Here is a 20064-nt window from a genome sequence, read left to right on the forward strand (position 1 = left end):
CATCAAGAGCACATATCGCCAGGAACGCAAAGATGAGCTTCTCGCCCCTTCGAAGCCTGGCGCTTACAGCAGTATTTTCCATCTTCGCCTTAGCTGCCTGTGCCAAGCTCGACGTCGCGTCCGAGGACCCGTTCGTTGATGGCGGCCCCGCGCTTGCCATGGTTCCCGCTAATCACACCGACCGCTATACGGTTGGCGTCTATGTCGATAAGTATTGGGCCGGCGGCGTGTACCCCCAATCAGGCGGCACAGCATCGGTGTGTTGTTTCCCTGGAATGAAGGATTGGAGCAAGCCTGTTACCGTCACATGGGAATGGGGAACAGAGGAAGACCCGGTAACCAAGGCAACGACCATGCCTCGTGAAAAGCATAACGTTCAGGTCAACTTTCCCGCTGGCGGCCCACACCACGATCTCGACTGGCACAATTCGGATGCCTATCTGTGTGTCATCCTTCGAGACCGAAATACTGCAGCACTAGCGTTCTCGCCGCGTGCCTCAGATTGCATGGACAAATGACTCTTTCTAAATTCCGAGATCTAACGCTCGCGGCCGGATTCTTAGCCGTCGTGCCCACCGCCTGCGCGCCCTCCAATGCAGGGCCCGACGATCCGTCGGCAGCAGGCGGTCGCACACTCGCGATGGTGCCCGTCAATCACACCGATCGTTATACGGTAGGCATCTACGTCGACAAATATTGGGCAGGAGGAGCGCACCGCCACGGAGGCGGCACTGGCGCGACATGCTGCTTCCCGAGCGTGAAAGACTGGAGCAAGCCGGTTGTCGTGACGTGGGAGTGGGGCTATGAAGAAGACCCGGCAACCAAGGCGGTTACGGCACCGGACGAAAAGCACAGCGTCCAGGTGAACTTTCCCACAGGCGGCCCGCATCAAGACCCGGATTCGTACAAATCGGATGCCTATCTATGTGTGATTTTGCGAGACCGCGACACGGCTACATTGGCATTTTCTCAAACGCGCTCCGGTTGTATGAGCAAGTAACCAAGATGTCTGTACGACAAACAGATACACCAACGACAGATGACGAACTCGAGCACGCCGCCATTGACGGGGCGACGAACGCCAGCAACCGATCAATCGAATGGATGCGATCTCTCCCAAGAACTTGTCAACCGTTTAGCACGGTCACGCCTTACACCCCAAGCGGTGACGATTCTGAGCGGTCCACCACCAACAATTTTGAGCCCCCACCAGATCAGCCTGCTCATCAACCAGACCAATCGGTCCACTGACTAGAACACGCGGCAAAAAGCATCAAGGGCGTTGGGCTTGCAACGAAATGCAGTAAGCTTGTCAGCACTCCATGCATCGCTCTCGAAGCTTATTTTAAAAGTACGGCATGATCATCGGCGGATCTACCAACTACGTGCGATCAACGCCTCATCCATCAAAGCATGCACCCAATTCGAAAAACTCAATGATCCTAGCAAAACGTCAGGGCTTGGTATTTGCAATAGCCTTTTCAAGTTTTACGCTAGCCGCATGCGCTGGCGCAATGCCAGACGATCCATTTGCTGGAAGCGGACAAGCACTCGCGATGGTGCCAGCGAACCACACAAGCCGCTATGCAGTGAATATTTTTGTCGATAAATATTGGGCTGGCGATGTATCTGCTCAAGCAGGAGGAACGAAGGCGGCGTGCTGCTTCCCAGGATTGAAAGACTGGAGCAAACCAGTCACCGTTACGTGGGAGTGGGGGCGAGAAGAGGACCCCAAAACCAAGGCAATCACGGTGCCGAGCGAAAAACATAGCATCCTGGCAAATTTCCCTGCAAGTGGTCCACATCAAGATCCCGATTGGCATAAGTCAGACGCTTACTTGTGCGTCATTCTTAGAGATCGCAATACGGCTTCACTAGCGTTTTCGCCAAGCAGCGTCGGATGCCTGTCCAAATAAATATTCCCGCGGGCCATCTATGACAGTTCGACAAGCCGACCAACCGATTACCGACGACGCGCTTAATCAGGCAGCAATTGACGGCGCGACGAAACGGATACTTCACCAATGTCCGGCCACTCAAGCTGATCAAATCGCGTGTCGACTCTACCCGTCATTGTCGTTTTTCTTCGATGGCACGAACAACAATATGGCCCGCGACGTACCTCTGAACAAGCATTCAAATGTCGTCAAGCTCTATCGAGTAGCAAGGGATTCTTTGCAGGAGGAGTCAAGGCCTCTATATCTTCCTGGCGTTGGCACACCCTTTAAATTCATCAAGATCGCCGGCTACACCGACCACCTGAAAGACGATGAAGGTGGCATTAGAGGGCTCGGGCTCGGAGCCGGTGGCGATCTGCGCATCAAATTTGCGCTTGGGGAATTCTCTCGACGCCTCGAAATTGAATGGGGACCAGGATCATGGCTGCACATGCGCGAAATCACCGTGGCAATTTTTGGATTTTCGCGTGGGGCGACAGAAGCTCGTGCTTTTGTCCGCCGCCTCATCGAGCAAAAATGCGCGAAGGATGGTGGCAAGCTGTATTGGTCAGCGCCAAGCGGTACACGTGTGCCACTAAGGATCAATTTCATGGGGATCTTCGACACCGTCGCATCAGTTGGTGGTCCCGCATTGCATCTCGATTGGGCCTCTGAATTGGCCATTCCGCCCGAAGTGGAACGTTGCGTTCACTACATTTCCGCGCACGAGGTGCGGCGAGCGTTCCCACTTGACTCGGTGCGAGTCGACAAAGCTTATCCGACCAACTGTGAGGAAGTCGTATATCCCGGTGTGCATTCCGACGTAGGTGGCGGCTACGGCCCCGACGAGCAAGGACGTGCTCAGGACCTGTCATTAATTCCTTTACGCCATATGCTTGCTGAAGCGTTGCGATCCGGCGTGCCTTTGAAATCGTTGGACCAAATGGACCCGCAATTGAGGGACGATTTCCAGTGGGACGACAACGCCCGAATCACCAAACTCTACACCGACTACCTCTCCGCCCTCCCCGCCCCCTCCAGCGACGATCTCGAATCCCTGATCCACCCACACCGCTACCTGAATTTCCGCTGGCGCAGCATCCTCTCCCGCCAAAACGCAGACGAACGCGTCCTCGGCCATCTCTACGAAAAAGTCGGCGCCGCATTCTGCGCATCCATCCCGGCAGGAACCAACGAAGACCACCCAACCTGCCAGCCCAACGAATGGGTCTACGACGTCCCCAAGGATCCCGAACAACAAGCCCGCCAGTTATTACGCGAGCAACGCCGCCTCGAGAGGCACATAGAATTCCTCCGCAACCCGATCGAGCCACACGCCGGCAATCGCTCGTATCCACCGCAGCCGCGCGAGCTAAGAGACGGTTTCATAAAGGCTGCTCGACGCGCCGAAGGGTATTCCAGCAGATCAGGCAGCAACCGAGTTTGAGGAACGCGCCGTGAATGTCCGCACGTCGCTCGAAACGAATACGGAGGCGACGGAAGTGATGCAGCCAAGCATGCGTGCGTTCAACGACCCAGCGATATTTGCCAAGGCCGCTGCCGTGTTCGGTACGGCGCCTGGCGATCACCGGCTCAATACCGCGATTGCGCAACGCTCGTCGATGTCGCTCGGAGTCGTATCCTCGATCGGCGTAGACCACACGCGGTCTTTGCAGCGGGTGGCCTCGCAGTCCGCGAATCGGCGCAATCGCGTCAATCAGCGGCAGCAATTGCGTGACATCGTTGACGTTCGCGCCGGTCAGGATCGCGGCAAGCGGCGTGCCGTTGGCGTCGGTGACGATGTGGTGCTTGGAACCGGGTCGCGCGCGATCGGTTGGGTTTGGCCCAGTTTTTGGCCCGCCCCAACTGCGCGAATCGATGATGAATCGACAGCGGCTCGCGAGAAGTCGATTTGGTCTGCTGCGCGCAGCTTCGCGAGCAGCAGCTCGTGCAAACGGTCCCACACACCGGCAGCCTGCCAATCGCGTAGCCGTCGCCAACATGTCACGCCCGAGCCGCAACCCATCTCGGCAGGCAGATCGCGCCAGCGCAGTCCGGTCTTGAGAACGAACAAGATGCCGGTCAGCGCGGCGCGATTCGAAACCGGCAGGCGGCCCGGGTTCTTCTTGCGCCGTGGCTTGGATGGCGGCAGTAACGGCTCGATCAGTGTCCACAACTCGTCGTCGATGATTGGCTTGCCCATCTCCTCGTCTCGGTTGTTCCGATGCCTGAGGTTAACAGCTCGCCGCGAAAGTTAACAGCCCCTCGGGCCCTTTTTGAAACCGTCTCTTAGGCCTTACGAAAAAGGGATCCTCGCCGCATGGGATGAAGCAGGCGCGATACCGCTTGCAGTCGATCAATTATTCGCGGAATACATTCACGAGTCGGTCGCGGCCTTCACCTCGTGGCCGTGTGCCTTGTGGGAGCAACGTGGGATTTACTGCGATGACACGCGCTATCTTGCGCAAAACGATCCTGTCGGCCCGAGCGACGCTGCTGTCGCATAAACCGAATCTGGTTTCCTACCGCCCCGCCGATGACGGCATTGATTGTCTATCAACCCCTCAAATCCCAAACAACTCCGAATCCCCCCTTTTCGACTGATAGATGTAGAGATAAAGATCCGCATCCCTCTCCACTCCCAGCTTATGCATGGCCTTGATCTTCTGCGCGCTGATGGTCTGCTTCGTCCTCCTGAGCTTATCGGCGATCTGCGTGATCGACAGCCCCGACACATACAACCTCAGCACCTCCAGCTCACTCCGCGTCAACCCACCCCGCCTGGCCGTCCCCCGGAGCCTGGGATTCGCCCGACTCACACTAGGCGACAGATACTCACTACCCGCATGCACCGCATAGATCGCCGAGATCAGATGCCCCACATCATCCGCCTTGTTGACGATCGCCTTCACCCCCAGCCGAGTCAGCTCCCCCGTCAACGCAATCCCATCCACCGCCGTAAACACAATCACCGGCAGATCCGGAAAATGCGAGCGGATGTAAGTCAGCATCGTGAGCCCATCGTTATACCTCCCATCCGGCATCACGAAATCCGTGATCAACAGATCACAAGCCTCCCGCCCCAACCGCTCGACGATCTGCGTGGAATTCCCCGCCGTCCCGACGATCCTCAGCGAACGCAAATCGCGCAGCGCCGATTCCACACCGGTCACCACGAGCGGATGATCATCCGCGATCAGTACATTGAAGGTGGTATTGGCAAACATGACGAGGTCCCTCCGCGCAGGCGTGTCGATAGGCAATCGACTGTAGCGGCGGCCCATCGGCGCAGGCATCTGACTCGTCAAATTTTCTCCTGAGAAACATGAGAAAAGTCCTATTTTGGCGAGCAATAACGGGGAAACATCGAATCCATCTGTCTGACGCGCAACGAACTCGTCAGCCTGCGTCCTTCGGTCCCGCAGCCACCAGGCCTGTCTCGTAGGCGTACTGGAACAGGTCCGCGTCGCGCTCGATACCGAGCTTGCGCATCGCGCTGCCCTTCTGCGCGCTCACCGTCTGTTTCGCGCGATTGAGCTGCGCGGCAATCTCGCTGATCGACAGGCCCGACACGTAAAGCCGAATCACCTCGGCCTCCTTGGTCGTCATCGCCTCCACCGCCCTCGCCGAGGACGCCTGCACCGCCAGCTTCTCGCGCACGCTCGGCGACTGGTAATTCGCGCCGGCATACACCGCATGCGTGGCCGCGATCAGATGGTCCACCTCGTCGATCTTGCTGAGCAGCCCCTGCACGCCCGTCTTGGCGATTTCCTTGAGCAGCGCTGGATTATCGATGGTGGTCAGCACCACCACCTTCATCGCCGGCCAGCCACGGCGCAGTTGCCGCAGCAGCGGCAAGCCGTCGACCGCCGCGCCGCCCGGCATCGCGTAGTCGGTGATCAGCACATCGCAGTGGCTGCGCTCCAGCAGCGCAAGCAGTTCATCGGCGCCCAGCGCCGAACCCACGATCTCAACGGTCGGCACGCGCGCCAGCTCATGCCGCACGCCGGACAGCACGGTCGGGTGATCGTCCGACAGGATCACGCGGATCTTCATCTTGGATGACGGCCTTCAAGCCGGCGGCTCGTAATTTGTTTGGAGTGCGATAGTGTAACCGGCCCACCATGGCGCCAAGCTGGTGTACCGTCGCGACTGTCGGCACCTCACCCGGCCCCGAATCCGTACCGCAACGCACCACGAACCCGCCATGCCCATCCTCCGCAAGACCCTCGACGATCTGCGCCGCTACCACCGCCTGCTGGTAGTCGGCGGGCGCTGCGCTGCGGCCGTGGTGATGGTATTCGCGCTGGTCTCGGAGCTCGTCTACCTGGTCGACGCGCACCTGGCGGACCAGCGCCAGGCCTTCACCGGCGCCTATCGCCTGGTGCTCGGCCGCTTCGGCGCGGTCGAGCAGGCCTTCCTGGGGGGCCTCGCGCGCGCCGAGATGGCCGCAAACGACGCAGGCGAGGTGCCGCCCGAGCAGGTCGCCCGGTTCCGCGCCAACGGCAACCTGCTGCGCTGGCGGCCCTTCCCATCCGAGCCCACCGAGATGCTGATCGCCGGCGCGCCGCAGGCCACGCTCAGCGACGCCACCCTGCAACGCGCCTTCTCGTTCTCGACGCAGATCGGCCGTGCCAGCGCCGCCACCGCCAGGGTGCTGGCGCGCCCGCCCACGCAGATCATCTTCAACGTGAGCCGCACCGTGGTGGCGATCGTGCCGGCCACCAGCGTCGAGCACCCCGAACAGCTCGCCACCGACGCCGGCCGCGCGACCTTCGTGCGCGAGCTGACCGAGGGCGCCGGCAGCCTCGCCTTCGACGCGCCCAGCCACCTGCTGGCGCTCGCGCCCAAGGCCTGGTGGGTGCCTCGCCTCTATCCGCTGCCGAACGGCCGCAAGGTGCTGCAGCTGGCCTCGCCGGTGCTGCTCCACGGGCAGGTCAAGGCCGTGCTGGTCAATGAGGTCGATCCGGCCGACCTGCTCTGGCCGATCGCCGATGGCGCCCACGACGGCAGCTTCGCGATCGTCGGCAGCGACGGCCGTATCGTCGCGCTCTCGGCGGGCAAGCATGCAGAACCGCAAACAGCCGACGCAATCTCTCGATGGAGCCGCATCCGGCACACGAGCGGCGAACGTCTCGCCGAATATCGCGGCGACGGCCGCTTCGTGCTCGGCACGCCGCTCGGCGACACCGGCTTCTCGCTCGTCTACACCTATTCCTGGCGCGACGTCGTCAGGGCGATCGCGAGCAAGGCGCTCACGGCCACGGCGATCGCCCTGGCCGGCTTTGCGTTCGTCTGGTTGCTGCTGTCCCAGCTCAACCGCCGCGTGTTCCAGCCGATGTACGCGCGCTCGGAACAGGTGTTCGACAGCGAGCGCCTGAGCCGCACCATGATCGAGACGGTGCCGGTCGGCATCGGCCTGGTCTCCACCGGCAGCGGCGAGCTGCTCTATGGCGGCTCCTCGCTGGTCGCGCTGGCCGAACTGGTGGAAGGCGGCATGCCGCGCCTGATCGACGAGCTGAAGCGACTTCACGCGCGCTTCGCTTCGGCAAGACACGATTCGCATGACGAAGTATTCCAGGAAGACGTCTTGCTGCGCACGCGCGACGGCAAGGACCTCGCCCTGCAGGCGCGCTTCGCGCTGGGCCGCTACCTGGGCAAGGACGTACTGGTCACGGCCTTCGTCGACATGACGGCCAGCCAGGCGCTGCAACACCAGCTTCGTCACGCCAAGCTCGCCGCCGACCAGGCGAATGCCGCGAAGTCCGCCTTCCTGGCCGCGATGAGCCACGAGATCCGCACGCCGCTCAATGCCATCCTCGGCAACCTGGAGCTGCTCGGCCATTCCGCGCTGAATCCCCTGCAGCGCGACCGGCTCGACACCATCCGCGCCTCCTCGAACGGCCTGCTCGCGATCATCCAGGACGTGCTCGACTTCTCCAAGATCGAGGCCGGCGAGATGCGGCTCGAGCACATGCATTTCCGCCTCGTCGACACCATCACGCGCTCGCTCGCGATGTTCGCGCCGGCCGCGCATCTCAAGCGCATCGCCCTGGTCGGCCAGTTCCGCGCCGCGGTCGACCAGCCCATGCGCGGCGATCCGGGCCGGCTCGCGCAGGTGGTCAACAACCTGCTGTCGAACGCGATCAAGTTCACCGGGCAGGGCAAGGTCACGCTCTCGCTGGATGTCGAGCGGCTGCCGTGCGCGCGCGGCGGCATGCTGGTGATCGAGGTGGCCGATACCGGCATCGGCATCGAGGCGGCCCATCTCTCGACGCTCTTCAATGCCTTCATGCAGGCCGATTCCTCGATCTCGCGACGCTTCGGCGGCACCGGCCTGGGCCTCGCGCTGTGCCAGCGGCTGGTCACGCAGATGGGCGGCACGATCGACGTGCAAAGCGAGCCAGGGCAGGGCAGCCGCTTCACCGTGCGCGTGCCGCTCGATCGCGAGGATCCGGCCGGCGTGCCGCTGGTTGAGGACGCCGCCACGCTGGAAGGCGCGCCCGTGATCCTGCTCGCGGCCGAGGACGACCGGCACGAGGGCACCGCGAGCCTGATCGCCTCCTGGGGCGCCACGCTCCAGACAGCTCGCCATCCCGACCGGATCGACGACGCGAGCGGCCGTGTGCTGGTGATCTGCGGCGAGCGCGACAACTGGTCGGCGGCCAGCGAGAACCGCCTGGTCGAGGATTGCGAGGCGGTGATCAACTGCAGCGCGGACGGCCCCTTGCAGCCGATGCGGATCGGCCGCGTGCTCACGGTGTCCTGCCATTCGCCGCTCGGCCTGCGCGCGGCGCTCGAACATGTCGTGAAGGGCACGCCGCTGATCACGCCGGATCTCATGCCGGCAACCGGCACCGCGCCCGCGCCCGCGGCGGCGGCCGCGGCGGCAAGCACGCCCGCCCGGCAACTCGGCCTGCAGGTGCTGGTCGCCGAGGACAACGAGGTCAACCAGAAGCTGTTCGCCGAGCAGCTCGCCTTGCTGGGCTGCCAGGCGCGCCTCGTGGCCGACGGCATCGAGGCGCTGGCAGCGCTCTCGGACACGCGCTTCGACGCGATAGTGACCGACCTGAACATGCCGCGCATGGACGGTTACGTGCTGGCCAGCATCGTGCGCGAGCGCTGGCCCGGCACGCCGATCGTGGCGGTGACGGCCGACGCGACGCTCGACGAGCGCCGCCGCTGCGCCGCGCTGGGTATTCGCGAGGTGGCCATCAAGCCGCTGTCGCTGAGCGGGCTGGCGCGCGTCCTGGGCGAAATCAGCGGGCAGGGCGCGTCGAGTCCGAAGGATGGCCCGCACGACGATGCGCCGCTCGGCGCGCAGCCGATGTCGCCCGAGCTCGTCGAGGCGTTCGGCCATGCCTGCGCGAGGTCGATCGAGGTGCTGCGCGATGCCGCCTCGCGCAACGACGCGCCGGCGCTGCTCGCCGAGCTGCATTCGCTCAAGGGCGCGCTGGGCGTGTTCCGCCGGCGCGAACTGGCCAGGCAATGCACCGACCTCGAACATCGGATCCAGGACGAAGGTGTGAAAGGCGCGCATCAGGCGCTCACCGAGTTGCTTGACGCCTTGCTCGCATTGCCAAATACCGGCAAGCAATCGTGAATGAATCGCGTGGTTTTTTCTCTCCAGGAATCAACCACGCATCCACGAACCAATCCGGCACAAATCGAGCCGATTCGAACGGAACGCGGCGCGGAACCTCTCTGTCAGACCGACTAGCCATTCCGCCCATGTCCAATCGCAGGCTCGCCCATGAAGCGCTTGCTGACCTCTCTCGCGCAGGTTCTCGCGACGCTCGCGCTGTCGCTCGCGGCCAGCCGCTGGCTCTACAACTCGCCGCGGCTCGCGCCCGTGTACGACGACGCCTCGGTGCGCCGCTTCTTCGACTGGCTGTTTCGCCTGACCGGCGCCACCAATTGCGAATCGCAGGACAACGTATTGATCCTGTTCCTGCTCACGATTTCATTGATCGTTTCAGCGATGATCGTCATCGTGATTTCGCGGCTGGTCGCGACGCCGACCAAATAACTACGCCCGCAAAAGCGGGCGTAATTTCACTTGCACCATCGAGCGGTTGAACTCAACGCCCGCGCGCCATGCTCCCGAACACGCCGTCGCGGCGAATCAAGCCATGGAACAGTGCAGCCGCCAGGTGCAGCACCACCGTCGCGAACAGCACGAAGGCCAGCAGCTCATGCGCGTTTCGCAGCCAGGCGAAGGCGATCGGATCGGCGCCCATCAGCGCCGGCAATTGCACGCCGCCGCCGAGCATCACGGGATAACCGCCCGCCGACAGCATCGCCCAGCCGATCAGCGGCATCGCGATCATCAGCGCATACAGCACCCAATGCGACAGATGCGCGGCCGCGCGCTGCCAACCCGGCAGGTCCTCCGGCAACGCCGGCGGACGCTTGCTGAAGCGCACCACCAGCCGCACGATCACCAGCACCAGGATGGCGATGCCGAGCGGCTTGTGGATCGCGATCAGCACCGCGTGACGCGCCGAAACCGAGCTGACCATTCCCACCCCGATGAACAGCATGGCGAGGATCATCGCGGCCATCAGCCAATGCAGCAGCCTCGCAAGCGGATTGAATCCGGTCTTCATCATTGGGCCTCCGGGGCAGGTTGATTGGGCGCGCCGCCCCGGGCATAACCGGGCACCTCGGCTTCCTCGCTGGTGCGCCGGCGATAGGAATCGGCATAGGCGGCCGAGCGCGCCGCCAGCAGCGGATCGGCGGAGGCCTCGATGCCGGTCGGCAGCACCGTCGGATCATAGTTGATGTCGCGGCACGGGCCGCTGTCCTGCTGCTCGGCGCGGTCCAGCACCAGGGTGCCGATGTCGATCGTCTTGCGATCGGCCGGCCATTGCCGGGTGGCGTCGTCGACGGGATCGTCGGGGTTGGCGAAGGTCACCAGCCAGTGCCAGCGCTGCGGGCCCTTGCCGAGCCGTTCCTCGAGGTCCGGGTCCAGCACGTTCGGGCCGCTCGCCACGCCGCCGTCGGTCTGCTCGGGCACCACGCGCCAGCGCACCGCGTGCTTCATGCCCTGCGGATCGACGAAGTAGAAGGCGTTGATGCTGTAGTAGCTCTCGGTGGCGAAGCTGGCGCTCGGCTTGGCCGTCTTCACCCAGGCACGGAACGCGGCCGTCTCCGGATGCGTCGCGAAGAAGGCCGCGACCTTCTTCGGATCGGGCTTGCCGGTGGCGGGATCGGGGCGGGTGGCCACGGTCTGCGCGTAGAAGGCGGCGGGCGTGGCCACCGGGAACACCGGCATCGCGTTCATGCCGGTGCGCCATTGCGCGCCGTCGGGCGCGGTCAGGCGCAGCGCGAGGCTGCGGATCGGCACGCTGGTATCGGGCGCGTAGGGGTTGCCGCCCGGCACCGCGAAGCGGCCCACCACCGGCGTGCGCGTCGCGGCGCCGAAGAAGGGCGCGCTGGACCAGGCCGCGCCGTCGCCGTTGCTCTCGAAGTAGCCGGTCACGCAGATGCCCTTCGCGTGATTGCGGCGGAAGCCCGCGTGCAGGCCGCCGTTGGCCTGCAGGGCGTCGACGATGCGCGCCGACGTGAGCCGGTGCGGCGCGAGCCAGCCGCCGGTGTAGCCGAACGCGGCGACGGCCACCACCACGGTGCCGCCGATCAGCGCCCAGCGCCAGGCGCCGCCGCCGCGCGGGGAATTGGGGGGAGGATGCGTCATGGACTGCTCCTGACCTTGAAATCGTTTGGGGACGGGTATGAGACGAACGGCGCCCGATTTTATTCCATCGCCCTCGCGGATTTCCTCCTGCCGGATCCCGCTGACGCCAGCCACCTTCGACTTGGAAATGGAATAAAGTCGAGCGGCCGGCGTCTCACGTCGGTATCCATGCTCGCCACCCGGCGGCCCACCATGCCATCTGCCGATCTCGACGACTCCTTGCGCGAACTGCTGCCGCGATTGCGGCGCTTCGCGCTATGGCTGACCCGCGACGTCCACGCGGCGGACGACCTGGTGCAGACCACGCTGGAGCGTGCGCTGATCCACTGGGCGGACCGCCGCGACGAACACGCGCTGCGCAGCTGGCTGTTCACGATCCTGTACCGCCAGTTCCTCGACTCGCGCCGCAGCGCGAAGCGCTATGCCTGGCTGCTGGGGCGCCTGGGCGAGGACGACGAGCCGCAATGGCCCTCGGCCGAGGACCAGGTGGAGGCGCGCTCGATGCTCGACGCCTTCGCCAAGCTGACGGCCGAGCAGCGCAGCCTGCTGCTGCTGGTCGCGGTGGAGGGCTTCAGCTACCGCGAGGTGGCCGAGCTGCTCGACGTGCCGATCGGCACCGTGATGTCGCGCCTGTCGCGCGCCCGCGCCGCCCTGCGCGCGCTCGGCGACGGCGAAACCTCCGCCCCCAAGCTGCGATTGATGAAATGAACATTCCGCCCGACGACCACGATCTCCACGCCTATGTCGACGGCCGGCTCGACGCGAACGAGCGCGCGGCGGTCGAACGCTGGCTGGCGAGCCACCCCGAGCGCGCCGAGCAGGTGCGCCAGTGGCGCCGCGACGCGCAGGCGCTGCGCGCCGCCATCGACGGCCTGGCGCTGCCGCCGGCCAGCCGCGAGCTCGATCCCGCGCTGCTGCGCGATCGCCGCCAGGCGCGGCTGCGTGGACGCCTGGCGGTCGCGGCCGCGCTGGTGCTGAGCGTGGCGATCGGCGGCGGCGGCGGCTGGATGGCGCGTGGCTGGCAGCTCGAGGGCGGCCCGGACGCGACGCTGGCCGCGGTCGCCACGCCGATCCGGCCGATGGGCGACGCGCTGGCCGCCTACCGGATGGTGGTGGTGAACCGCAGCGCCCGCTTCGATCTGGCCACGCACCGGCCGGAGGAGCTGCAGGCCTGGCTGGAGCGCTCGGTCGGCTCGACGATCCGGCTGCCCGACCTGGCCCGGGCCGGCTTCACGCCGGTGGGCGGGCGCCTGTTCGCGACCGAGGACGGGCCTTCGGCGATGGTGCTCTACCAGGACGACCAGGGTCACGCGGTCAGCTTCTACGTGCGCCCGCCCGGCGGCCAGCGCCAGTTGCTGAAGAACGGCACGCGCCGCGACGGCGCGCTGCTCGCGCAATACGGCTCGCAGCAGGGCTACAACTACGCGCTGGTGGCGCCCACCGACGGCGTGAATGGCGCGGCGCTCACCACGGCGCTCGAAACGGTGCGCGGCTGATTCTTCCCAGCCTCACCTCAAACCGACTTTCCTCACCTTTGAAACCGGCCGTCAGCCTTGGCTGACGCGGTTTCGCTCGTCTTCGCGGCACAGCGAACCACAGCGGATAGTCTGTGGACAGATTGGGCAAAACACAGATACGCACAGGCTGTGCGGCAAGTTGTTCTGTGTTGCCGGGAGCTGTGCACATCGCACCGGCACGGTTATGCGGACGGCACAGCGCTGATCGAAAAGGCGTAAACGCGGTTATCCACAGCAATGGACGCCTTTTGTTAACTACTACTATTTGTGTATACGACCCCGACAAAAGCTGTGGGGATACGCAGGGGCGTGGATAACTGCGTGGACAACGGGTCCGGAATACTGTGCAAGCCCGCAAAGCCCGGATCAGCCCCGGCTCACAGCTCGTCATGCTTCACCGAAGCCTTGCCAGCCGCCAGCCTCGAAAAATCGATCTCCCCATGCGCGTCCTTGAGCCCCGGCGCGGCCTGCCTGGCCTCATCCAGCGATAGGCTACCGGCCTGATGCAAGGCGATGGTCTGTGCCACGTCATACGCGTCATGCGCGGACGCCTCGCTCCACATCGCCTTGTAGTCGCCAGCGGCCCCCCCTTCCAGCGCCGCTTTCGGCGGAATCACGTAACGGTTCATGGTGCCGTCCTTCGGCGGGAAGCTCCACACGGTCCCATCGCCGTTGTGCTTGTGCGCCAATTCGCCAATCCTGTCCTCGAAGCTCTCGTCCACGGCCAGCATCATCCAGCCCTTTTTCGAGGTCACACGTGACATCTCGTTGACGTGATAGCCGAATACGGGCGCGCCCTCGGTCATCGTCATGCTGGAGAAACCATCCGCGAAGGGCAACAAGCCTTCGGCCTTCTCGCCGGGCCCGGGCCAGGATTTCGCCGGCCGCACCAGGTTCGGAATCTCGAAATGACTGGTCTTTTGCGGCTGTCCGCCCGGCTCGGCCTGCAGGTGGAACTCGCCGGGCGAACCTACCGTCTGCGCGTTGACGTTGATCGCATGCGCATTGCCGCTGCGCATCAGTTCCTCGCCATCCTCGGTCTTCTGGCCCTCGCCACCGATATCGATCATCGTCAGCCGGTGCTCGGACAGCCCCAGGTCGTGACGGCTGGCGCGCACGCTGCCCGGCGCATCGAGTGCCGCCTGCTGGAATTTCTGCTGAAACTGCCTGGCGGCGGTGCGCGAGGGCGGCTCGGCCACGGGCGCGGCGAAGTTCAGCATCACGTGCGAATCGCTGGGATGCGCAGCGTAAGGGTTCACCGAAGGATCGAGGACGTGCTGGAGGATGGGCGAGAGCTTGGCCTCGTCGGCTTGCGCCCGTGCATGCCGGCGTGATTGCAGGCCCGAGAGCGCGGCGTTGCCGCCCTGGCTGCTGGCCTGCCCGGGATGCGGCGCCGGCGGCGTATGGGCCGTGTGCGTAGCCGGCGTGGTCGGGGCCGACCAGGGGGAGACGGAGGTGGTGGGCAGGTCGAATCGGCTCATGGCGGTGCGGCTCGCATCGAAAACAAAATGACGATGTTTTCGAGTGTGAACCGAATGGTGAACGCCTGAGCCCGATGAATCGGAAGCGGAAAACGGGCATGCGAATCTGCCCGAATCCTTGAATATAGGGGCTGTATCCCTGAGATGACGGACGATAGAGGGAAGGCGCGGCGCCGGCCATCCCGCCAGCCGCCGCGCCCCCCTAAAACGCGAACGACCGCTGCCCCGTCACACCCAGCAGATCATCCACCGTGCGCGCCCGCACGAAGTGCACCGGCCCCTCGGCCCCCGCGATCGCCTTGAAATGCGCATCCCCGCAGCGGACCTTGCGCCGTTCGCGGCCGCGCGGCTCGGTGTCGTCGGCCTGGCTGTCCATCTCCACCACATAACACTGGTCCGGCGCCCCAGCCCGCTCCACCAGCACCAGCCAATCGGGCCGGTAGTCGCCCAGCGGCGTGGGAATCCGGAACCAGGCCGGCAGCTTCGCGTACAAGGTCACCGCCGGGCTGGCCTCCAGCGCATCCACGAAGGCACGCTCGGCCGCCGACTCGACCACGATCGCGGTGGTAATCGACTTGCCCGCGTCCTCGCGCAGATCCTTGCGATACCCCGTCACCGGCTCGTCGACGAAGCGCGCCAGCGGCCACACCACGCCGTCGCCGATCCGCTTGTAGGCGATGCCGTCCACCAGCGCCTCGCGCTTGCAGCGGTTCACCGCATCGGCCACCAGCGCGATGAAGGCTTGCGGGTTGATGCGGAATTCGTCGAGCCGCCCGCTGCCGGTCAGTACCGCGGCCAGCGTGCGCCGCGTCAGCTGGGTGCGGTCCTGCAGCTCGGTGAGCAGGTCGGGCAGGGCGATCTCACCCTCGTCGAGCACCACCGTGCCGGCCGAGGCCGTCTCGGTAGCTTCCACGCCGGCCTTGCCGATCGAGATGTCGGCCTTGCGCCATTGCAGGCGCGCGCGCGGCACCTCGGGCGCGGCCCGCAGCGCGGCCACGCAGGCCTCCACCAGCGCGGCGTCGTCGAAGCTGACGCGATAGGTGGTGCGCGCCTGCACGCGGGCCCAGAGCGCGCGGAACGCCTCGCCGAACACGACGGGCTGGCCCTTCGCGTCCAGGCGCGGCACCAGCAGCCGGCGGTCGTCGGCATTGCGCACGTCCAGGCGCCCGGACAGCTTGCGCAGCAACTCGACGATCCGGTGCCGCAGCGGCTCGAAGGCTTCGGGCAAGGGCAGCACGCCGCCCTTGAGCACGATCTTCAGCGCATCGAGCACCTTGCCCTGCGCGTCGATGAAGCCGCCCTCGTGCAGATGCGTCCACAAGGCCGCCGAACGCTCGACGCCCAGCGGCGCGCTCGCGCCTTGCGCGTCGATCACCGGCAGCACCGCGAACTGGTGCGTGTCGACAATACCGAAGCGGATCCCCGTATCGGCCTCGATCTCCTTCTGCAGGTTCGAGGCGAACTGCTCGTAGCTCTCGGTGGCCACCACGGTCAGCGTGTTGACGTCGAAGCCGCGCACGCGCTCGCCGCGCTGGTCGACCGCCAGGCGCAGCCCGCGCCCGATGGTCTGGCGCCGCTCGCGCTCGCTGCGGATATCGCGCAGCGTGCAGATCTGGAACACGTTCGGGTTGTCCCAGCCTTCCTTGAGTGCCGAGTGCGAGAAGATGAAGCGCAGCGGCGTGGCGAAGGACAGCAGCCGCTCCTTCTCGCGCATGATCAGGCTGTAGGCGCGCTCGGCGTTCTCGCGGCCGCTGGCATTGCTGTCGCTGGTCTCGGTCCAGCCGCCCTTGCGGTCGATCGAGAAGTAGCCGTCGTGCGCGGCGGCCACGTCGAGCTCGGGATCGAAGCCGGCGAACAGCGAGCGGTAGATCGGCAGCTTCGCGGCGCGCCGGTACTCGTCCTCGAAGATCTCCGCGTAGGGGCCCTTCAGCGCCACGCCACCGGGCTCGTAGCGGCGATAGCGATCGACGCTGTCGACGAAGAACAGCGACAGCACCTTCACGCCGAGCGGCTTGAGGCGCAGCTCCTTGTCCAGGTGCTCGCGGATCGTGCGGCGGATCATCTCGCGCTGGATCGCCAGCGGATCGACGTCGCCATGCGCGTCGCCGAGCGCGAGGAAGGCCTCGCCGCCGGGATAGCGCAGCTCGACGAACTCGCTGCCGCGCGTGGTGTCGATCTCGCCGATCCGGTAGTCGGCATACACGCCGCGGCGCGTCACGCGCTCGAGCAGGTCGCCGTCGCCGACCGTCACGGTCTGGCGCTCGACGCCGGCGGGCGTGGCCACGTCGAGCTCGACGCGCGCGGCGATGGTGCCGCGCCGGTTGCTCACCGAGACCAGCCGCACATAGGGCTTGTTGTGCGCGTCCTCGACGGTGGCCGAGGCCACCTCGATCTGCTTGACCAGGCGCCGCTCGTAGGCGTCCACCGCATCGAGCCGGTACACCATCTGGTACAGGTCCGCGTGGGTCGCCGAATAGCGCAGCGTGCAGAGCGGCGCCATCGCGTCGAGCGCCTCCTTGCCGCGGCCTTCCAGCCCGCCGTCCACGCTCTGCGGCTCGTCGACGATCAGGATCGGCCGGGTGGCGCGGATCAGGTCGATCGGCTTCTCGCCGCCGGTCTTCTCGCTGGGCTTGTAGAGGTTGTTGACGTCCTTGCGGTTGATCGCGGCCACCGTCGCGACCATGATCTGCACCGTCGCGCTGGAGGCGAAGCGGCGCACCTGGCCGAGCTTGGCGGAGTCGTACAGGAAGTAGTCGAACGGCACGCCGTCGTAGAGCCGGCGGAAATGCGAGCGCGTGATGTCGAGCGTCTTGTGCACGCCCTCCTTGATCGCCACCGAGGGCACCACGATCACGAACTTGGTGAAGCCGTAACGCCGGTGCAGCTCGAAGATGGTGCGCAGGTAGACATAGGTCTTGCCGGTGCCGGTCTCCATCTCGACGGTGAAGTCGGTCGAGACCAGCGGCCCCGAGGGCGCCAGGCCGCCGCGCACCTGCACCTCGGCGAGGTTGCGCGCCAGCGCCGCGGTATCGAGCGCGAGCCGGTTGCCGACCGCCAGCGCGCTCTCGGCCACGCCAATCGGCATCTGCCGCGCGATGCTGGTGTCGCCGTCGCCGGTCTGTCCAGCGGCGTCGGCCGCCTCGACGCTGAACGCCGCGCGATGCGCATCCTGCCCGCGAAACAGGTCGCAGACGGCATCCACCGCCTCGAGCTGGTAGTCGAGATCGGCCTCGAAATGCAGTTCCATCATCGGCGCGCCGGCCGACTGCGCGTCGAACACGTTGCGCGTCATCAGAGGCTCCGCACCGAGCGGATCCCGTGCTGCTCGAGGATCGCGGACAGATTGACCTTGGCGACGTCGTCGACGAAGGCGCCGTCGCGGAACACGCAGGTCACGTCGTGCTGGGGCGGCGCATCCACCGCATCGAGCACGCCGACGATGCCCTGCGCCAGCACCTCGGCCTCGCCGCGGTCGATGCGCGCGGCGAAGCAGGCCACGATCGCGCCGTCGATCACGTGCACCTGCTTGCCGGCCACCGGCAGGGTGTCGACCGGCGCGCACAGATCGAGGCCGAGCTTGATGGTCAGCTCGGCGAGCAGGTCCGCGTCGGTGCGGCCGGCCTTGATGTGCTCGACCGCGTCGAGCAGCGACTGCTGCACGTTGGCGCCGCGCGGGTCCCATTCCACCACGTTGGTGGAATCGAGCCGGAACACGCGGAAGCCCAGGTCGAGCGCCGCCTCGGGATGCTCGCCGAGGATCCGCTCGGCCGCGCGCCGCAGCCGCTCCTTGGTGATCTCGGCCAGGTTGGCGGGACGCTTGAGCTTCGCGCAGAACTCGGCGGCGGCCTTCTGGTCCTTGTTGCCGGCATCGAGCGGCTCGGGCAGCTGCACCAGCGCGAAGCGCCGGCGCGCGCCGTCGGCCGCGTTGGCCTCCATCACCGCGTGCGCGGTGGTGCCGGAGCCGGCGAAGCAGTCGACGATCAGGTCGTCGTCGCCGGTCAGCCAGCTCACCAGCGAGGCCGCGAAATCGGTCGGCTTGGGCAGGTCGAAGGGAATCGCCAGTGCCTTCAGGCGCGCATCGTCCGAGCCGCCGAAGGGCAGGATCGAGGGCACGTTCTCGTGCAGGTTCTCGTCGAGGAAATAGATCCGCTGCGGCTGGGTGCTTTCATCCGCGCCGAACTCGATCAGCCCCTTGTCGAGCAGCTCGCGCATGGTGGCGGGCGGGTTGCGCCAGCCGCGCTCGGGCACCGGGCAGGGCTTGCCCGTCACCGGGTGCGTGAGCGGGATGAAGTAGTCGTCGGGGGCGCGCTTCTTGTTCGGCCAGGCCATCGATACCAGGCGGTAGACGCGGCCTTCGGGCGAGAGCCGGTCGTACATCGCCTCGCCGCCCGACAGCGTGGTCTGCGCGCGCAGCCAGGCGCGGTAGGCCTGGGTCGCCTCGGCGATGGTGGTGGTGTCGGCGATCGCGTCGTGGGCCGCGTCCAGCATGCGCTGCGCGTTGCGCTTGGGGCGCTTGAGCGGCGCATGCTCGAACAGCCATTCGGCGTCGCGCGCGAACAGCACGATCGATTCGTGCTGGTAGGCGATGCCCCGCGCGTCGCCCTTCGGGTTGCGCTTGTCCCACACCGCCACGCCCAGCTCGTTCTCCTCGCCGAAGATCTCGCGCATCACCAGCACCAGCGCGTGCAGTTCGTGCTCGTCGATATGGATGGCGATCAGGCCGTCGCGGGCCAGCAGGTCGAAGGCCAGCTTCAGGCGCGGATACATCATGTTGAGCCAGTCGGTATGGAACCGGCCGCTCGCCTCGGTATGGCTGCTGAGCTTCACCCCGCCCGCGGCCTGGCCCGTCAGCGCAAGGTAGTGGCGCAGGCTGTCGGTGAAGTTGTCGGGATAGACGAACTCCTTGCCGGTGTTGTACGGCGGATCGATATAGACCAGCTTGACCGAGCCCGCGTAGCTCTTGTGCAGCAGCTTGAGCACCTCGAGGTTGTCGCCCTCGATCATCAGGTTGCGGGTGCCGTCCCAGTTCAGGCTCTCCTCGCGGCAGGGGCGCAGCGTGCCGGTGGAGGGCGTGAGCGCGAGCTGGCGCGCGCGGCGCTTGCCGTGCCAGGCCAGGCCGTATTTCTCGTCGGCCTCGGCGACGGTGCGCTCGCCCACCAGCGCCTTGAGCACCTCGAGGTTCAGCGCGAGGCCCTGCGGGCCTTCGGTCACCGCTTCCGGGAACAGGGCCCGGAGCCGTTCGAGGTTGTCCGCCGCGAGATCCGCGGAGCGGGCCTCGGGACTGGCGGATTCGATCTTTCGCATCGTGTTTTCCATGTAAAGCATGAGTGGCGCGCCGCTGCCGAGGTTCCCCGGCGCCGCCACGGCGGGCCGTCGAGGCCGTCCGCCATGCCCGGCCGCGCATCGGTGCATCGGCATGTCGACGCATCGGC

General features: G+C 65.7%; 16 protein-coding genes. 8 read left to right on the plus strand and 8 right to left on the minus strand.

Annotation, left to right across the window (positions count from 1 at the left end; all coding sequences use genetic code 11):
- The first annotated feature begins 32 nt into the window (after positions 1 to 32).
- The 4 genes from BM43_RS39330 (at position 33) to BM43_RS39345 (ending at position 3384) form a co-directional block, all read left to right on the plus strand.
- On the plus strand, positions 33 to 518 hold the full coding sequence (locus BM43_RS39330; RefSeq protein ID WP_080742315.1) for a DUF3304 domain-containing protein: 486 nt from the start codon (positions 33 to 35) through the stop codon (positions 516 to 518).
- Positions 515 to 1000 carry a DUF3304 domain-containing protein gene (locus BM43_RS39335; RefSeq protein ID WP_080742316.1) on the plus strand — a complete coding sequence of 162 codons (486 nt, stop codon included), beginning with the start codon at positions 515 to 517 and terminating at the stop codon, positions 998 to 1000. Before BM43_RS39330 ends, BM43_RS39335 begins: the two co-directional genes overlap by 4 nt.
- 436 nt (positions 1001 to 1436) lie before the next feature.
- Positions 1437 to 1916, plus strand: a complete 480-nt coding sequence (locus tag BM43_RS39340; protein WP_080742317.1) for a DUF3304 domain-containing protein — start codon at positions 1437 to 1439, stop codon at positions 1914 to 1916.
- Positions 1917 to 1935: 19 nt separating this feature from the next.
- Complete coding sequence (locus tag BM43_RS39345; RefSeq protein ID WP_080752203.1) at positions 1936 to 3384, plus strand: T6SS phospholipase effector Tle1-like catalytic domain-containing protein; 1449 nt, start codon at positions 1936 to 1938, stop codon at positions 3382 to 3384.
- Here the strand turns inward: BM43_RS39345 and BM43_RS39350 are convergent.
- From BM43_RS39350 to BM43_RS23755, 3 genes are all read right to left on the minus strand, one after another.
- Positions 3323 to 4140, minus strand: a protein-coding gene (locus tag BM43_RS39350) for an IS5 family transposase (protein ID WP_088555423.1) whose coding sequence is annotated in 2 segments (ribosomal slippage) — positions 3323 to 3792 and positions 3792 to 4140 — 819 coding nt in all. Because the reading frame shifts where the segments join, the coding sequence is not laid out codon by codon here. The two genes, BM43_RS39345 and BM43_RS39350, sit on opposite strands and share 62 nt — an antisense overlap.
- A 361-nt stretch (positions 4141 to 4501) precedes the next feature.
- Positions 4502 to 5164, minus strand: coding sequence for a response regulator (locus BM43_RS23750; protein WP_029949405.1), 663 nt, complete (start codon positions 5162 to 5164; stop codon positions 4502 to 4504).
- A gap of 172 nt (positions 5165 to 5336) precedes the next feature.
- A complete protein-coding gene (locus BM43_RS23755; RefSeq protein WP_036048742.1) occupies positions 5337 to 5993 on the minus strand; it encodes a response regulator in 657 nt (218 codons plus the stop codon).
- A gap of 151 nt (positions 5994 to 6144) precedes the next feature.
- Here BM43_RS23755 and BM43_RS23760 point away from each other — a divergent pair, with 151 nt between their 5' ends.
- Entirely contained in the window at positions 6145 to 9540 is a 3396-nt protein-coding gene (locus BM43_RS23760) for an ATP-binding protein (RefSeq protein WP_036048740.1), read from the plus strand.
- A 150-nt stretch (positions 9541 to 9690) separates the two neighbouring features.
- On the plus strand, positions 9691 to 9966 hold the full coding sequence (locus BM43_RS23765) for a hypothetical protein (protein ID WP_013696102.1): 276 nt from the start codon (positions 9691 to 9693) through the stop codon (positions 9964 to 9966).
- 52 nt (positions 9967 to 10018) lie between these two features.
- Here BM43_RS23765 and BM43_RS23770 read toward each other — a convergent pair whose 3' ends face one another.
- A complete protein-coding gene (locus BM43_RS23770; RefSeq protein ID WP_013696103.1) occupies positions 10019 to 10549 on the minus strand; it encodes a cytochrome b in 531 nt (176 codons plus the stop codon).
- Positions 10546 to 11634, minus strand: a complete 1089-nt coding sequence (locus BM43_RS23775) for a catalase family peroxidase (protein ID WP_036048738.1) — start codon at positions 11632 to 11634, stop codon at positions 10546 to 10548. The genes BM43_RS23770 and BM43_RS23775 overlap by 4 nt, the downstream gene beginning before the upstream one ends.
- A gap of 192 nt (positions 11635 to 11826) precedes the next feature.
- Here BM43_RS23775 and BM43_RS23780 point away from each other — a divergent pair, with 192 nt between their 5' ends.
- Both BM43_RS23780 and BM43_RS23785 read left to right on the plus strand, forming a co-directional pair.
- Positions 11827 to 12342, plus strand: coding sequence for a sigma-70 family RNA polymerase sigma factor (locus BM43_RS23780; RefSeq protein WP_036052922.1), 516 nt, complete (start codon positions 11827 to 11829; stop codon positions 12340 to 12342).
- On the plus strand, positions 12339 to 13130 hold the full coding sequence (locus BM43_RS23785) for an anti-sigma factor (protein WP_036048737.1): 792 nt from the start codon (positions 12339 to 12341) through the stop codon (positions 13128 to 13130). Before BM43_RS23780 ends, BM43_RS23785 begins: the two co-directional genes overlap by 4 nt.
- 398 nt (positions 13131 to 13528) lie before the next feature.
- On the opposite strand, the gene BM43_RS23790 is transcribed toward BM43_RS23785, so the two are convergent.
- The 3 genes from BM43_RS23790 to BM43_RS23800 form a co-directional block, all read right to left on the minus strand.
- Positions 13529 to 14632, minus strand: coding sequence for a hypothetical protein (locus BM43_RS23790; RefSeq protein ID WP_036048735.1), 1104 nt, complete (start codon positions 14630 to 14632; stop codon positions 13529 to 13531).
- A gap of 202 nt (positions 14633 to 14834) precedes the next feature.
- Positions 14835 to 17879 (minus strand): type III restriction-modification system endonuclease, encoded by a 3045-nt coding sequence (locus BM43_RS23795; protein WP_013696107.1) that lies wholly within the window; start codon positions 17877 to 17879, stop codon positions 14835 to 14837.
- A 44-nt stretch (positions 17880 to 17923) separates the two neighbouring features.
- Complete coding sequence (locus BM43_RS23800; protein ID WP_088555424.1) at positions 17924 to 19936, minus strand: site-specific DNA-methyltransferase; 2013 nt, start codon at positions 19934 to 19936, stop codon at positions 17924 to 17926.
- Positions 19937 to 20064 lie beyond the last annotated feature (128 nt).

The sequence above is a fragment of the Burkholderia gladioli genome (assembly GCF_000959725.1).
GTDB lineage: Bacteria > Pseudomonadota > Gammaproteobacteria > Burkholderiales > Burkholderiaceae > Burkholderia > Burkholderia gladioli.

Bases quoted from the DNA above. Each gene is read 5' to 3' on its own strand.
- BM43_RS23755 (WP_036048742.1), bottom strand. From the start codon at position 5,993: ATGAAGATCCGCGTGATCCTGTCGGACGATCACCCGACCGTGCTGTCC.
- BM43_RS23760 (WP_036048740.1), top strand. From the start codon at position 6,145: ATGCCCATCCTCCGCAAGACCCTCGACGATCTGCGCCGCTACCACCGC.
- BM43_RS23770 (WP_013696103.1), bottom strand. From the start codon at position 10,549: ATGATGAAGACCGGATTCAATCCGCTTGCGAGGCTGCTGCATTGGCTG.
- BM43_RS23780 (WP_036052922.1), top strand. From the start codon at position 11,827: ATGCCATCTGCCGATCTCGACGACTCCTTGCGCGAACTGCTGCCGCGA.
- BM43_RS23785 (WP_036048737.1), top strand. From the start codon at position 12,339: ATGAACATTCCGCCCGACGACCACGATCTCCACGCCTATGTCGACGGC.
- BM43_RS39330 (WP_080742315.1), top strand. From the start codon at position 33: ATGAGCTTCTCGCCCCTTCGAAGCCTGGCGCTTACAGCAGTATTTTCC.
- BM43_RS23800 (WP_088555424.1), bottom strand. From the start codon at position 19,936: ATGCGAAAGATCGAATCCGCCAGTCCCGAGGCCCGCTCCGCGGATCTC.
- BM43_RS39340 (WP_080742317.1), top strand. From the start codon at position 1,437: ATGATCCTAGCAAAACGTCAGGGCTTGGTATTTGCAATAGCCTTTTCA.
- BM43_RS23795 (WP_013696107.1), bottom strand. From the start codon at position 17,879: ATGGAACTGCATTTCGAGGCCGATCTCGACTACCAGCTCGAGGCGGTG.
- BM43_RS23790 (WP_036048735.1), bottom strand. From the start codon at position 14,632: ATGAGCCGATTCGACCTGCCCACCACCTCCGTCTCCCCCTGGTCGGCC.
- BM43_RS39345 (WP_080752203.1), top strand. From the start codon at position 1,936: ATGACAGTTCGACAAGCCGACCAACCGATTACCGACGACGCGCTTAAT.
- BM43_RS39335 (WP_080742316.1), top strand. From the start codon at position 515: ATGACTCTTTCTAAATTCCGAGATCTAACGCTCGCGGCCGGATTCTTA.
- BM43_RS23765 (WP_013696102.1), top strand. From the start codon at position 9,691: ATGAAGCGCTTGCTGACCTCTCTCGCGCAGGTTCTCGCGACGCTCGCG.
- BM43_RS23775 (WP_036048738.1), bottom strand. From the start codon at position 11,634: ATGACGCATCCTCCCCCCAATTCCCCGCGCGGCGGCGGCGCCTGGCGC.
- BM43_RS23750 (WP_029949405.1), bottom strand. From the start codon at position 5,164: ATGTTTGCCAATACCACCTTCAATGTACTGATCGCGGATGATCATCCG.